The sequence below is a fragment of the Cryobacterium sp. W22_MBD10_FK3 genome, assembly GCF_052113745.1.
Classification (GTDB): Bacteria; Actinomycetota; Actinomycetes; order Actinomycetales; family Microbacteriaceae; genus Cryobacterium.
Genome location: NZ_JBGQOH010000008.1, coordinates 91,067 through 104,429, shown reverse-complemented (window position 1 = coordinate 104,429; position 13,363 = coordinate 91,067). Strand labels below are relative to the sequence as shown.

Here is a 13,363-nt window from a genome sequence, read left to right as displayed (position 1 = left end):
ACGGCACGCCGGTCATGAGATCCGGTGGCACGTCCGCGACGCGCAGGACTCGGGTCGAAGACCGCTTACGGCTGCCCGGCGCCGCGGAAGTCGGCCAGGAGCGCCAGCACCTGGGTGACCTCCTTGGGGCCGCGCACCCTGTAGCCGGCCAGGGTCGCGCCCGGACCGATCTTCAGGCCCAGGTCGCCTTCGCCCAGCACGGTGAAGGCGTCTTCGTCGGTGACGTCGTCGCCGGCGTAGAGCACCCTGTCGGCGCCGGTGTGCACCCGCAGGCGCTCCAGGGCGTCGCCCTTGGTGCTGGAGCGCACCGAGAATTCGAGCACGTTCTTGCCCTCCCGCACGGTGAGAGCGGGCAGCAGCTCGGCCAGCTGGTCGCGGGCCTCGCGCTGCACGGCCTGGCCGTCCTGCGCGGTTGCCAGGCGGGTGTGCAGGGCCAGACCGGCCGGCTTCTGCTCGATCCAGGTGCCGAACACCGGCCCGGAGATGCGCTCGAGCACCCGGGTGAGGGTGTCCAGCTGTTCCAGTTCCGCAGGCACCAGGCCCAGTTCGATGCCGTTGTCGTCGAGCTGCACCTCGATGCCGTGCGACCCGGTGAGCAGAACCTCGGTCTGCGGCTCGGCCACGTGCTTGAGGCTCACCAGGGCCCGACCCGACACGAACGCGACGCGCACACCGGGCAGGTCGAGCAGGCGCTGAACCACGTCGTGGGTGCCGTCCACGGCCCGGGCGTCCTCCGGCTCGTCGACGTGCGGCGCCAGGGTGCCGTCGAAGTCGAGGGCAACCAGGATGGTCTCGGCCGAGCTGATGTCCTTGAGCGCAGCGACGAGGTTCTCCGGCACGCCGCTGGGCACGGCGGCCCCACCGGTGAGGGTCTGCAGGAACGAGGCGGACCAGGTGGCCACGTCGTTGTCGAAGACCTTGCGGCGGAGGGCCCGCATCCGCCTCGTGCGTTCGCGCTTGGGCATGGTGATGGCCTTCATGATCGAGGCCTTCATGCCGTCGATGTCATGGGGGTTGATCAGCACGGCCTGCTTGAGCTCGTCGGCGGCGCCGGCGAATTCGCTGAGCACGAGCACGCCGTCGCCGTCGTAGCGCACGGCCACGTATTCCTTGGCCACGAGGTTCATGCCGTCGCGGAGCGCCGTGACGAGCATCACGTCTGCGGCCAGGTAGAGCGCCACCATCTCTTCACGCGGGTACCCGTGGTGGTGGTAGCTGATGGCGGTGTGGCTGATGGTGGAGTAATCGCCGTTCACGCGGCCGACGGCGAGTTCGATCTCGTCGCGCAGCTGCATGTACGTGGCGACACGTTCGCGGGACGGGCTGGCGACCTGCACGAGCGTGACGTCCTCGACGCTGAGCGTGCCGTCGGCGAGCAACTCGCCGAACGCCTTGATCCGGTGGCCGATGCCCTTGGTGTAGTCCAGGCGGTCCACGCCGAGCATGATCGTCTTGGGGTTGCCGAGGTCCTCGCGGATCTGGCGGGCCCGTTCCTGGATCTCCGGCCGCTTGGCCATTTCCTCGTAGGATTCGGCGTCGATCGAGATCGGGAAGTGCTTGGCGATGACCCGGCGGTGCTGGCCGTTCTGGCTGGGCACGTCCACCGCGACACCGCGAGTGGAGTAACCGAACAGGCGGCGCACGGCGCGGGAGAAGTTGCCGGCGTCGGCCAGCCGCTGGAACCCGATCAGGTCGGCGCCGAGCAGGCCGTCGAGGATCTGCTTGCGCCAGGGCAGCTGCGCGAAGATGCCGTACGGCGGGAACGGGATGTGGTTGAAGAAGCCGATCACCAGGTCGGGCCTGGCGTCGCGGAGCATCCGCGGCACCAGCTGCAGCTGGTAGTCGTGCACCCAGACCGTGGCGCCCGGTGCTGCTGCCGCGGCTGCCGCGGTCGCGAAACGCCGGTTGACCTGCACATAGGCCTCCCACCATTCGCGGTGGTAGCTGGGCGAGGCGATCACATCGTGGTACAGCGGCCACAGGGTGTCATTGGAGAAGCCCTCGTAGTAAAGCTCGAGGTCGTCGGTGCTGAGCCGCACCGGAACGATGGAAATGCCGTCGTTCTCGAACGGTTCGAATTCGCGGTCGGCCACTCCGGGCCAGCCCACCCAGGCGCCGTCTGAGGCGCGCATCATCGGCTCGAGCGCGGTGACCAGGCCACCGGGCGAGGTGCGCCAGCTTTCGGTGCCGTCCTCGGCGAGTTCGTAGTCCACGGGAAGCCGGTTGGAGACCACGACCAGGTCGAAGTGACCGGGCGCCACGGAGTCGGGACCTGGCTCCGGTGCGGTGGCGGCGCTGGTCGCGCCCGCACTCGTGCCGGTTGCGGCGGTGTCGGTCTCGGCGGTGTCGGCGGCGGTAGTGTCGGCTGCGGTTTCGATGACTCATCCATTCCGGCACCCGCCTCTGCGGGCACCTGGCTGTACCTCGAGGTTACCAGCGAAGACTATGCTGACGCCGTGATTCGCATCGGCATGAGCTCCACCTGCGCCTATCCGCTGCCGCTGGAGGACTCCTTCCAGTTGGCGAAAGAAGCCGGCTACGACGGCGTCGAGATCATGGTCACCCGCGACGAGAACACCCAGGATGCGGCGGCGCTGACGGCCCTCTCCGAGCGGTACGACCTGCCGATCCTCTCGATCCACGCGCCGGTGCTGCTGCTCACCCATTTCGTCTGGGGCCGTGACCCCCGGGTGAAGCTGGACAAGTCCGCGGACCTCGCCGGGCAGGTCGGCGCATCCACTGTCGTCGTGCACCCGCCGTTTCGCTGGCAGGCCGGCTATGCCGAAGATTTTCTGCGGATAGTGCGGGACCTCGGGGCTCACTCCGGGTTGCAGATCGCGGTGGAGAACATGTTCCCGTGGAAGATCGGCGGCCGCGGCGTGAAGGCGTACTCCCCAGGCTGGGATCCCACCGTGATGGACTGCCCCGCGGTGACCCTCGATTTCTCGCACTGCGCCCTGAGCGGCCACGACAGCCTGAGCATGGCCACGGCCCTGGGCGAGCGGCTGCGGCACGTGCACCTCTGCGACGGGTCGGGCTCGCTCGACGAGGGCCGGGTCTTCGACGAACACCTGCTGCCCGGCCAGGGTTCCGAGCCTGTGGCAGAGGTGCTGCAGCTCCTCGCAGCATCCGCCTGGACGGGCTCGATCGTGGCCGAGGTGAACACCCGAACCGCCCGCTCGGAGTCGGAGCGCCTCGCGATGCTCACGGCCACCCTCACCTTCGCCAGGGAACACACCCGCGGCAGGGGGCGGGCCCTGACCGATCAGGAATCGTCCAGCTAGCCGCATCCGTCGAGGACCGGTAGCGTAGAAAACAGGAGGCCCACACATGCGAAAGTTCTTGTTCAGTACCGCCATGATCAGCGTCGTCGTCGGCGGTTGGCACATTCTGCAAGCCACCAGGAGTGGCCCTCGGGACTGGCGCCTCGTGCTCACCTGGATCGGCTGGGGACTCAGTGTCGCCGTGGCAGTCGGCAACGTCGTGAAGGACGCCGATGAGAAATCGGTGCCCAGCGTCGCGGCGAAAAAGGTCAAATAGCGGGCATCCTCCCGCCACTACCTGTTCTGCGGCGTGTCCCCCCTGAATTCGGGGCATTCACGGGGGAAACTGGACTTCTCGCGTTGTTAGCGCGTCGTTAGAAGGAAGGGGCTCACGATGTTCGGTCGTCGGCGTCGCATTGCACCCGTCATCCAGGCACCGGTTGTCCCGGCACCGGCGGAACTCAGCCGCGATCAGGTCTTCGAGCACCTGCATGCCGCACTGGCCGATCTCGTCGGTGCGGACGGCGCCTGGACCCTGGTTCCCCGCCAGGCTGACGACACCGATGTGATCTTCCACGGGCTCAAGGCCCACCAAATCGCCGACGCGCTCACCGAACTCCTGGCCGCTGAAACCATCCGCTTGCGCACCGACACCCCCGCGGCGCCGACCAACGTCGCCGAGCCCCGCACCGACACTCCCGTCGACGGCATCACCGCCGTCACCACCGGCGCCCTCCTCGTCTCCTCGGGCGCCGAGCCGACAGCGCTGCCGTGGAACCCGGCTCCCATCTCGGTATGGGCCGAACCGCAGTCCGCTCCGCGCGCCGGCGCTGCCAAGGTCAGCCGCCTCGTCGCCTAGCCTGCCCCGCTGCCGCTGCCGCGAAAGCCGCTGCTAAACCGGCTGCGTGAGCCGGTGTGTGAAGATGTCTGGATGGCTCTGCACATCGAGGACTACGCCCTGATCAGCGACTGTCATTCGGCTGCCCTGGTGGGCCGCGATGGCAGCATCGATTGGTTGTGCCTGCCGCGTTACGACTCCGCGTCCATGTTCGGTGCCCTTCTGGGCACCGAAGACCACGGCCGCTGGTTGCTCGCACCCGCCGACCCCGCCGCGACCTGCACCCGCTCGTACGTGGGCGAGAGCTTTGTGCTCTCGACGGTCTGGACCACGACGACCGGCACCGTGGAGGTGACCGATTTCATGCCGCACGGCGACGATCGTGCCGACGTGGTGCGCACGGTGCGTGGCCTCACCGGACATGTGGACATGATCCAGGACCTGCGGTTGCGCTTCGGTTACGCCACGACAGTGCCCTGGGTGCGCCAGCTGCGCCACGAGCACTCCCCCGGTCTCATCGCCGTCGCCGGCCCCGACGCCGTGGTCGTGCGCGGGCCGGCCCTGCACGCCGCGGACCACCGGCACGAGGCCCGCTTCACGGTCACCGCCACCGAATCCCTCACCGTGCAGTTGACCTGGTACCCCTCGCACCTGGCCCTCCCGCCGGCACTGGACGTTCCCCGGGTCTACAGCGACACGCTGGCCTGGTGGGCGGCCTGGGCGGACAGTTGCACCCACGACAGCCCCTTCCGGGCCGCGGTGGTGCGGTCGCTGCTGGTGTTGCGGGCCCTCACCCACGAGACCACAGGCGGGATCGTGGCCGCCGCCACGACATCGCTTCCCGAACGCTCCGGCGGCACCCGCAACTGGGACTACAGGTATGTGTGGTTGCGCGACGCTTCGCTCACCCTCGAGGTGCTGCTCTCGCACGGTTACGAAACCGAGGCGGAGGATTGGCGGGGCTGGCTGTTGCGGGCGATCGCCGGCGACCCGAACGACCTGCAGATCATGTACGGCTTGGCCGGCGAGCGTTACCTGCCCGAGCGTGAGCTGACCAGTCTGCCCGGCCATCACGGTTCGGCGCCCGTCCGGGTGGGCAACGGCGCCGTCAGCCAGTTCCAGTCCGACGCCGTCGGCGAGGTGATGATGGCGCTGCACGAGGCCCGCGGCGCTGGCGTGGAGGAGACCGAGTTCTCCTGGCCCCTGCAGCTGTCGTTGATGACCTACCTCGAGGCAAACTGGCACCGGCCCGACCAGGGAATCTGGGAGGTGCGTGGCCCCGCCCGGGAGTTCACCCACTCCAGGGTGATGGTCTGGGCCGCCTTCGACCGGGCGGTGCGCGGCGTGACCGAGTACGGTCTGCCCGGACCCGTCGACCGTTGGCGGCGCATCCGCGATGAGGTGCGAAGCGACATCGAGGAGCGCGGCTTCAACGTGGCCCGTGGCTGCTACACCCAGTATTTCGGCAGCGAAGAGGTCGACGCGTCACTGCTGCTGCTGTCCCAGGTGGGTTTCCACGAGGCAACGGATGCCCGCATGCTCGGCACCGTGCGCGCCATCGAGACCGATCTGCTGCGTGGCGGCCTCGTTCTGCGCTACACAGCACACCCGGCCCTGGACGGCCTCGACGACGGCGAGCACCCCTTCCTGGCATGCTCGTTCTGGCTCGTGGAACAGTACGCGGCGTCCGGTCGCGTCGACGATGCCCTCACGCTGATGCAGAGGCTGGTCGGCCTGGCCAACGACGTCGGACTACTCTCCGAGGAGTACGACGTGACTGGGGGCCATCACGCCGGAAACACGCCCCAGGCCCTCACCCACCTGGCCCTGGTGCGCGCGGCCGACGCCATTGTGGCGGCGACCGACCGACGCGCCGGCTCAGGTGGAGCTACTTCGATTGCGCGTGACCGCGCCGTAGATCAGCAGCACCACGACCGAGCCGAGGATAGCGATCACCCAGGTGCGCAGGTCGAAGAACCCGCCCATGTCGACCCCGAAGATCAGCCCCGCCACCCACCCGCCCAGGAGCGCACCGACCACACCGAGCAACAGAGTCACCAACCAGCCACCACCCTGGGTGCCGGGAACGATCAGCTTGGCCAGGGCGCCGGCCAGCAGGCCAAGTAGCAGAAAACCCAAGAATCCCATGATGAACTGCCTTTCGTTGCCCCGGCATCGGTTCAGTCCCCGGCCGGCTGCGTCGATCATAATTCCGCACCGCTTCGAGGGATAGGCGTGCCGGGCGGCGTTGCCGGGCGGCAGCGCCGAGCAGCAGCCGGGCAGCAGCCGGGCAGCGCTCCGGGTGCGTGCACCAGCGTTCCGCCGGATTCTTTGTAGGTATTCCACTGCGGGGCCCCGGCGGCGAATCCTAGATTGAAAACCATGACAGCTCGTTCCAGCGCCTCCAGTGCCAGCGCCCCCACGTCCAGCGCCTCCCGATCCAGCACCTCCCGGTTCAGTGCGGCCCGCCTCAGCGTGCGCGACCTCGCTCAGATCGCCATCTTCGCCGCCCTCATCGCCGCTCTCGGGTTTCCCGGTGCGATCTCCCTCGGCGGCAGCACGGTGCCGATCACCTTCCAGACCCTCGGCGTGATGCTGGCCGGCGCGATTCTCGGCGCCCGCAAGGGCTTCCTGGCCGTACTGCTGATGCTGGTGCTCGCGGCTGCCGGTTTGCCCCTGCTCTCCGGGGGTCGCGGTGGCCTGGTCTGGTTTACCACCTCGCCCGCCGCCGGGTATCCCTATGGCTGGCTGCTGGGCGTCGTGGTGATCGGCGCCCTCACCGCCTGGTTGCTGCCCCGGTACCCGTTCTGGCCTGCCCTCGGCGCGACAGTGCTCGGCGGGATCCTTGCCGTGTACCTGATCGGGGTGCCGGTCACGGCCATCAACCTCGGTTTGCCGCTCTGGGCGGCCGCCGTGGACAGCGCGAAGTTCCTGCCCGGCGACCTGGTGAAGGTCGTGGTGACGGTGCTGGTCGCCAAGCAGGTGCACAGGGCGTACCCGGGCCTGATCGCGCCGCGCCGCACGGCGCCCGTTGTCGTGCCCCTCGCCGACGCCCGGGCGTGAGCGTGAGCGGCGCCGGCATCCGCTTCGACGGGGTCTCGCACGGCTTCGACGACCGGCCCGTGCTGACCGGCATCGACCTGCACCTCACCGAGCGGCGCATCGGCATCGTCGGCGCCAACGGCAGCGGCAAGTCGACGCTGGCGCGCATGATCAACGGCCTGGTCACACCCCGCACCGGCACCGTCACCGTGAACGGCCTGGATGTGCGCCGCCAGGCCAAGCTGGTGCGGCGTGAGGTGGGGTTCATCTTCACCAATCCCGACAATCAGATCGTGATGCCCACCGTGCAGGAAGACGTGGCCTTCACCCTTCGGCGGCGGGGCCTGGACGCCGCCGAGATCGCCGCCCGTACCGCGGAGGCGCTGCACAGGTTCGGCCTCACCACACTGGCCGACCGCCCGGCGCACCGGCTGTCCGGTGGCCAGAAGCAGTTGCTCGCCCTGGCGGCGGTGCTGGTGGCCGAACCCAGCATTGTGGTGGCCGACGAACCGACCACCCTGCTGGATGCCCGCAACACCCGCCTGATCACCGGACTGCTGGTGTCGCTGTCCCAGCAGGTGATCGTGGTCACCCACGACCTCGACGTGCTGGACGGTTTCGACAGGGTCATCGTCATCGACGAGGGCCGGGTCGTGGCCGACGACGTGCCGGCGGTGGCGCTCGCGGCCTACCTGAGCCTGTTGGCATGATCGGGCCGTCATGATCGGGCTCTACCGGCCGGGCACGTCGCTGCTGCACCGCGCGCCGGCCCTGCTCAAGCTGGGTCTGCTGGCGGTCGCGATGATCCTGGTCGGGGTCGTCGCCGACCCCCTGCTGCTCGCGGGCGAGCTGATCGCCGTGGTCGCCCTCTACGCCCTGGCCGGCATTCCGCCCACCGCGGCCTGGCCGCAGATCGGTCCGATCCTATGGATCCTGGTCTTCGCCGTTCCGGTGCAGGTGCTCGTCGCCGGCGGGTCGGCGGCGGGCTGGACCACGGCCGGCCTGATGGCCGGCCGGCTGCTCGTGGCGGTGGCCCTGGCCGCGCTCTTCACTCTCACCACCACGGTCACCGCGGTCCTCGAGGCGTTCCAGATTCTGCTGCGCCCCTTTCACCGGTGGGTGGACGCCGACAGGGTGGGCCTGCTCGTTGCCCTGACCATCCGGTGCATCCCGCTGGTGGCGGAGATCGTGCAGGAGGTGCTCGACGCCCGGCGCGCCAGAGGCGTGCAGCGCTCCGTTGTCGCCCTCGCCGTTCCGGTCGTCGTACGCTCGTTGTACGCCGCCGATGCGATCGGAGAGGCCCTCGCCGCGCGCGGATTGGATGACTGACATGCCCAGCACGGAGACCACCACCCGCCGGGCATCCAGGCTGCGCCGCAGGATCAGGGTCGCCGGCTGGAGCTCGCTGGTGGCCCTGCTCCTGGGTGTCGTGGCCTTCCTGATCTGGACCCAGCTGGTCATGCCGGCCGATCGCGAGGCGGCGCAGGTCGTGTTCGATGATCCAGCCCTCAGAGTGACCGACACCGACTCCTCGGTCGTGATCGCCCCCAGCGGACCGGCCTCCGGCGTCGGCCTGGTCTTCATCCCCGGCGCCAAGGTCGACCCGTACGCCTATCTCGCCACCCTGGCCGGCACCGTGGAGCAGACCGGACTGACCGTGATCATCACCAAGCCCGTGCTCAACCTCGCGTTTTTTGACCTGCGCCCCCTCGACACCTTCACCGCGGCGGCGCCCGAAGTGACCGACTGGCTCGTCGGCGGCCACTCCCTCGGCGGCGTGCGCGCGTGCATGTTCGCTCAGGACCGCGCCAACGAGGTGGCCGGCCTGGTGCTGTTCGGGAGCTACTGCGCCTCCGCCATCGACGACGCCCGGTTGCCCGTGCTCAGCATCAGCGGCAGCCAAGACGGCCTGAGCACCCCGGCCAAGATCGAGGACACCGCCGCCCTGCTGCCGGCAGACACAACCTTCGTGCAGATCGACGGGGCCAACCATGCCTCGTTTGGCGCCTATGGAGACCAACCCGGCGACGGCGTGGCCACTCTGACCCCCGCCCAATCGGAGCAGGCCATCACGGACGCGCTCGGGGAGTTCGCCCTGCAGGTCTCGCCGTAGCGGTCGCCGCCGGCAATCCGGAGGGCACCGGCGCCTCGCGGCTCTTGCCGGTCCCTTCGGCGAGGGCCAGTATGGCCGGAGTCGGCCAGCGCTGTCCCGACCGTGGCCGCCCTGATCGAGGAGGCCTCATGCGCGCCCGCGTCGTCTACGACACCAACTACGGCAACACCCGCATCATCGCGGAGGTGATCGCCACCGAATTGGGCGGCGGAACCTCCACGATCAGTGTCACCGACCTCACCGAGTCGAGTCTGGCCGGCATCGATGTGCTCGTGGTGGGCAGCCCGATCATCGGCTGGCGGCCGACCGAGCGGATGCAGGCCTTCCTGGGCGGCCTGACGCCCGGCTCCCTCGACGGGGTGCGGGCTGCCGCGTTCGATACCCGCATCAAGCTCTTCATCCACGGGGATGCCGCCGGCAAGATCTCCCACGCCCTTGAGGCCGCGGGTGCCACCATCGTCGCGAAGCCGCATGGTTTTGTCGTCGTGGGCACCGAGGGGCCGCTGGCTGCGGGTGAAACCGGGAAGGCCGGCGCATGGGCGGCGTACATCGGCTCCAGGCTGCGCGCCAGCGCCTGACCGACCGGGCCGCCCCGACCGGGCCCCCCGACCGACCCGGCGCACAAAAACGGCCCGTGCGAAGGCACGGGCCGTTTTCACTGAGGCAGAGGATTACTCGGTGAGCGAGTCCACGTACTCCTGGTTGTCTTCGATCCACTTGGCGACGATGGGGCCGTAGTCCGTGCCCTCATAGTCGACGAGCATGGCGGTTTCCAGCGAGTACAGGTGATCGAGGTCCATCTTGAATCCGGACATCCACTCGGTGACCTGCGGGAAGTCGGTCGCGAAGTCCTTCTTGCCGTAGGCGTGCAGGGACTCGGCGTCGCCGAGTGTGCCCTCGGGGTCTTCGAGGTTCTTCAGGTCGAAGGACCCGTATGCCCAGTGCGGCTCCCAGAGCGTGACGGCGATGTTCTCGCCGGCCTTGGTGGCCGCCGTGAGCTCGGCGAGCATGGCTGCAGTCGACGAGGTCTTGAAGTCCATTCCTTCCAGACCGTAGGCCGGGATGGAGTTGTTCTCGACGGCGGCCGTGAGTCCGGCGCCTGGCTCGATGCCCACCAGGGTGTTGTTGAACTTGTCGGCGTTGTCGGCAAGCTCGGTGAGGCTGTCGATCGGCGCGTCGGCGTTCACGGCAACCGTGAGCTTGGCTTCGTCGTTCCACGCACCGAGGTCGGTGATGTCGTCACCGTACTCCTCGACGTACTCGGCGTGCGTGTTCGGCAGCCAGACATCAAGGTTCATGTCGTAGTCGCCCTCGGCGAGGCCGACGTAGACCGGCGCGACATCCGCGTACTCCAGGGTGACGTTGTAGCCCTTGTCATCGAGGATGGCCTTCCACAGCTCGGAAGCCGCGATGCCCTCGTCCCAACCGTTGAAGACGGCGATGGTGAGGTCCTTGTTGTCGGAGTTGCCGCCGCCGACGGTTTCGGCTTCGGCTGCTGCGCAACCGCTGAAGGCGAGGAGCCCGACGGCTCCGAGTGCGATGACGCTGAGTGAACGGTTCTTCATGTGATCCTTTCGTGCCACCCAAGTGGGGCGGCAGGGGTGCAGGGTCGTGCAGGGTGGTGGAGCCGGGTGCGCTCGCGCTAGGAGGGCTGGAGCACACCGGGCCGCGTGGAGGCCTCGATGTCGGGCTCGGTCGACAATGCGTCGGCCGGTGTCTGTGCCGCGGGGGTGGTGCCGTGCTTGCGCGCCGTCAGCAGCCGACCGAGCGGTGTCTTTCCGCCTCCGAGTGCCGCCGTGAAGCGGTCGAGGAACATGGCCAGGATCACGACGGCCACACCGGCTTCGAAGCCGAGCGCCACGTCGATGCGGTTCAGGCTCGCGACGACGTCGCCACCCAGACCGCCGGCCCCGACCATGCCCGCGATGACGACCATGGAGAGGGAAAGCATGATGACCTGGTTGATGCCCGCCATGATGGTGGGCATCGCCAGCGGCAGCTGGATCTGGCGCAGGATGCGACCCGGCGACGCGCCGAAGGCCTGACCGGCCTCAACCACTTCCTTGTCGACGCTGCGGATACCGAGGTCGGTGAGCCGCACGCCGGGAGCCATCGCGAAGATGATCGTGGCGACGATTCCGGGCACAACGCCGATCCGGAACAGCAGCAGGGCCGGAATCAGGTAGACGAAGGCCGGCATGGTCTGCATGAAGTCGAGGATGGGCTTGATGATGGTGCTGGCCAGCTGGGATCGTGCCGAGAGGATGCCCAGCGGGACGCTGAACAGGATCGCCAGGATGCTGGCGACGAGCACCAGAGCCAGCGAGTCCATCGCGTTCTCCCACTGGTTGACGCCCACGATCAGGCCGAGACCGATGACGGTGCCCACCGCGAATTTCCACCCGCGGACCATGAGAGCCAGAGCGCCGAACACGATGATGATGAGCCAGAACGGCGGGGCGCTCAGCACGAGATCGACGACATCGTAGGCACCGCCGAAGATGGCGCGGATGAAGTCGAAGACGAAGCCGAACCACTCGGTGACGAAGTCGACGAACCCCTCGGCCCAGTCTCCGAGCGGTAGACGGAATTCGCTGACGTCGGTCCCAATCAGGGCTGTACGGATCACGGCTGTACTCCTTCCGACGCGGTTTCGCGCAGGGTCTCGGTGATGATGCTCATCGAAATCGTCGACGGCGGTTCCATCACCGGCAACTCCCCCGTCGTGGTGCTGACGTTGCCGAGCGCGGCAAGCAGCGTCACCCGGGGGATGACGCCGAGCAGGCGATTGCGCTCGTCGACGACGGCGATGGGCAGGTCGCTCTCCACGGCCAGCTCGACCAGATCGACCAGTGCGGTGTCGGCGGACACGGCCGTGGCCTTCTGGATGATGGGGCGGAGGTCGGTGTGACCCGATTTCACCTGTTTGAGCACGTCGCGGTCGCGGACGACCCCGACGAAGCTGCGGCCGCGCTCGAGAACGAAGGTGGCCGAGGTCTGCAGGTCGCGCATGGTGCGAAGGGCGGCACGCGGGCCGGCGGACGCGGCGACGACCGAGCGGGCCGGCTCCATGACGCTGCCGGCGGTGAGTACCCTGGCCCGGTCGACATCCTGCACGAACTGGGCTACGTAGTCGTTGGCCGGGTCGGTGAGGATCTCTTCCGGTGTGCCGATCTGCACGATGCGACCGTCACGCATGACGGCGATGCGGTCGCCGAGGAACATGGCCTCGTTGAGGTCGTGGGTGATGAAGATGATGGTCTTACCGAGTTCAGCCTGCAGCTCGATCAGCTGTTCCTGCATCTCGCGGCGGATCAGCGGGTCGAGGGCGCTGAACGCCTCGTCCATCAGGAGCACGTCGGTGTCTGCGGCCAGGGCGCGGCCGAGACCGACCCGCTGCTGCATGCCCCCGGACAGCTCTGAGGGCAGGTTCTCTGCCCAGCCGTCCAGGCCCACCAGGCGGATGATGGTGCGCGCCTTGGCGAGGCGTTCCTCACGGGGCATACCCTGCACTTCGAGGCCGTAGGCGACGTTGTCGATCACGGTGCGGTGCGGCAGCAGGGCGAAGTGCTGGAAAACCATGGAGACGCTCTGGCGGCGTACCTCGCGAAGTTTCTTCGCAGGAACACCCGTGATGGTGGTCCCCCCGACGGTGACGGTTCCCGAGGTGGCTTCGAGCAGTCCATTGAGCATGCGAATGAGCGTGGACTTTCCCGAGCCGGACAGGCCCATGACCACGAAGATCTCACCGCGCTTCACCTCGAAGGAGGCGTCGATGACGGCGGCCGTTCCCAGGTGCGCGAGCTTGTCCCGGCTGGCGCCGCCCTGGAGCTTTTTGACGATGTCGTGGGGTTTGCGGCCGAAGGCCTTGTACAGCCGGTCGGCCTTGACGGCGATTCCCGGTTCCACTGCTGGTGTTGTTGCTGCTGCTGCTGTTGCCTGCTCCGCCTCACTGGCGGATTCTTCTGCCTTGACGGCGGTGATTTCGGTCACGGATTCTCCCGGAGCACGCCGAATGGACCGCCTGAGCGGTCGACTACACGGGGCTCGCTGTGTCGGACGGGTAGGCCGAGACCGGCCTCGACACCGATGACCGGTGTGGGCTGG

General features: G+C 68.3%; 13 protein-coding genes and 1 pseudogene. 9 read left to right on the top strand and 5 right to left on the bottom strand.

What is annotated here, in order from left to right; translation table 11 throughout:
• Positions 1-65: 65 nt before the first annotated feature.
• Positions 66-2,261 (bottom strand): bifunctional alpha,alpha-trehalose-phosphate synthase (UDP-forming)/trehalose-phosphatase, encoded by a 2,196-nt coding sequence (locus ACEN2M_RS10350; RefSeq protein ID WP_441648035.1) that lies wholly within the window; start codon positions 2,259-2,261, stop codon positions 66-68.
• Positions 2,262-2,456: 195 nt separating this feature from the next.
• On the opposite strand from ACEN2M_RS10350, the gene ACEN2M_RS10345 reads away from it, so the two are divergent.
• From ACEN2M_RS10345 to ACEN2M_RS10330, 4 genes and pseudogenes are all read left to right on the top strand, one after another.
• Entirely contained in the window at positions 2,457-3,284 is an 828-nt protein-coding gene (locus tag ACEN2M_RS10345) for a sugar phosphate isomerase/epimerase family protein (protein ID WP_441648034.1), read from the top strand.
• Positions 3,285-3,330: 46 nt separating this feature from the next.
• Entirely contained in the window at positions 3,331-3,540 is a 210-nt protein-coding gene (locus ACEN2M_RS10340; protein ID WP_441648033.1) for a hypothetical protein, read from the top strand.
• 117 nt (positions 3,541-3,657) lie between these two features.
• Complete coding sequence (locus tag ACEN2M_RS10335) at positions 3,658-4,122, top strand: hypothetical protein (protein WP_441648032.1); 465 nt, start codon at positions 3,658-3,660, stop codon at positions 4,120-4,122.
• 72 nt (positions 4,123-4,194) lie between these two features.
• Positions 4,195-5,964: pseudogene (locus tag ACEN2M_RS10330) on the top strand (glycoside hydrolase family 15 protein); the annotation flags it as partial.
• Positions 5,965-5,979: 15 nt separating this feature from the next.
• Here ACEN2M_RS10330 and ACEN2M_RS10325 read toward each other — a convergent pair.
• Positions 5,980-6,249 (bottom strand): GlsB/YeaQ/YmgE family stress response membrane protein, encoded by a 270-nt coding sequence (locus ACEN2M_RS10325; protein ID WP_441648031.1) that lies wholly within the window; start codon positions 6,247-6,249, stop codon positions 5,980-5,982.
• 234 nt (positions 6,250-6,483) lie between these two features.
• On the opposite strand from ACEN2M_RS10325, the gene ACEN2M_RS10320 reads away from it, so the two are divergent.
• From ACEN2M_RS10320 to ACEN2M_RS10300, 5 genes are all read left to right on the top strand, one after another.
• Entirely contained in the window at positions 6,484-7,164 is a 681-nt protein-coding gene (locus ACEN2M_RS10320) for a biotin transporter BioY (protein ID WP_441648030.1), read from the top strand.
• On the top strand, positions 7,161-7,853 hold the full coding sequence (locus tag ACEN2M_RS10315; RefSeq protein WP_441648029.1) for an energy-coupling factor ABC transporter ATP-binding protein: 693 nt from the start codon (positions 7,161-7,163) through the stop codon (positions 7,851-7,853). Before ACEN2M_RS10320 ends, ACEN2M_RS10315 begins: the two co-directional genes overlap by 4 nt.
• A 10-nt stretch (positions 7,854-7,863) precedes the next feature.
• Positions 7,864-8,472, top strand: coding sequence for an energy-coupling factor transporter transmembrane component T family protein (locus tag ACEN2M_RS10310; RefSeq protein ID WP_441648028.1), 609 nt, complete (start codon positions 7,864-7,866; stop codon positions 8,470-8,472).
• Between the two features lies 1 nt (position 8,473).
• Positions 8,474-9,256 (top strand): alpha/beta hydrolase, encoded by a 783-nt coding sequence (locus ACEN2M_RS10305; RefSeq protein ID WP_441648027.1) that lies wholly within the window; start codon positions 8,474-8,476, stop codon positions 9,254-9,256.
• Positions 9,257-9,384: 128 nt separating this feature from the next.
• Positions 9,385-9,834 carry a flavodoxin family protein gene (locus ACEN2M_RS10300; protein ID WP_441648026.1) on the top strand — a complete coding sequence of 150 codons (450 nt, stop codon included), beginning with the start codon at positions 9,385-9,387 and terminating at the stop codon, positions 9,832-9,834.
• Positions 9,835-9,927: 93 nt separating this feature from the next.
• Here ACEN2M_RS10300 and ACEN2M_RS10295 read toward each other — a convergent pair whose 3' ends face one another.
• The 3 genes from ACEN2M_RS10295 to ACEN2M_RS10285 all read right to left on the bottom strand — a co-directional run bounded on the left by ACEN2M_RS10295 (position 9,928) and on the right by ACEN2M_RS10285 (position 13,165).
• The gene (locus ACEN2M_RS10295) at positions 9,928-10,821 is read right to left on the bottom strand and encodes a glycine betaine ABC transporter substrate-binding protein (RefSeq protein WP_441648025.1); all 894 of its coding nucleotides are present in this window, start codon (positions 10,819-10,821) and stop codon (positions 9,928-9,930) included.
• Positions 10,822-10,898: 77 nt separating this feature from the next.
• Positions 10,899-11,885 carry an ABC transporter permease gene (locus ACEN2M_RS10290; protein WP_441648024.1) on the bottom strand — a complete coding sequence of 329 codons (987 nt, stop codon included), beginning with the start codon at positions 11,883-11,885 and terminating at the stop codon, positions 10,899-10,901.
• Positions 11,882-13,165, bottom strand: a complete 1,284-nt coding sequence (locus ACEN2M_RS10285) for a quaternary amine ABC transporter ATP-binding protein (RefSeq protein ID WP_441648086.1) — start codon at positions 13,163-13,165, stop codon at positions 11,882-11,884. The genes ACEN2M_RS10290 and ACEN2M_RS10285 overlap by 4 nt, the downstream gene beginning before the upstream one ends.
• Between the last annotated feature and the right edge of the window lie 198 nt (positions 13,166-13,363).

Excerpts from the sequence above, each read along its gene's own strand:
- ACEN2M_RS10340 (WP_441648033.1), top strand. The coding sequence starts at position 3,331 with ATGCGAAAGTTCTTGTTCAGTACCGCCATGATCAGCGTCGTCGTCGGC.
- ACEN2M_RS10335 (WP_441648032.1), top strand. The coding sequence starts at position 3,658 with ATGTTCGGTCGTCGGCGTCGCATTGCACCCGTCATCCAGGCACCGGTT.
- ACEN2M_RS10325 (WP_441648031.1), bottom strand. The coding sequence starts at position 6,249 with ATGGGATTCTTGGGTTTTCTGCTACTTGGCCTGCTGGCCGGCGCCCTG.
- ACEN2M_RS10320 (WP_441648030.1), top strand. The coding sequence starts at position 6,484 with ATGACAGCTCGTTCCAGCGCCTCCAGTGCCAGCGCCCCCACGTCCAGC.
- ACEN2M_RS10310 (WP_441648028.1), top strand. The coding sequence starts at position 7,864 with ATGATCGGGCTCTACCGGCCGGGCACGTCGCTGCTGCACCGCGCGCCG.
- ACEN2M_RS10305 (WP_441648027.1), top strand. The coding sequence starts at position 8,474 with ATGCCCAGCACGGAGACCACCACCCGCCGGGCATCCAGGCTGCGCCGC.
- ACEN2M_RS10300 (WP_441648026.1), top strand. The coding sequence starts at position 9,385 with ATGCGCGCCCGCGTCGTCTACGACACCAACTACGGCAACACCCGCATC.
- ACEN2M_RS10295 (WP_441648025.1), bottom strand. The coding sequence starts at position 10,821 with ATGAAGAACCGTTCACTCAGCGTCATCGCACTCGGAGCCGTCGGGCTC.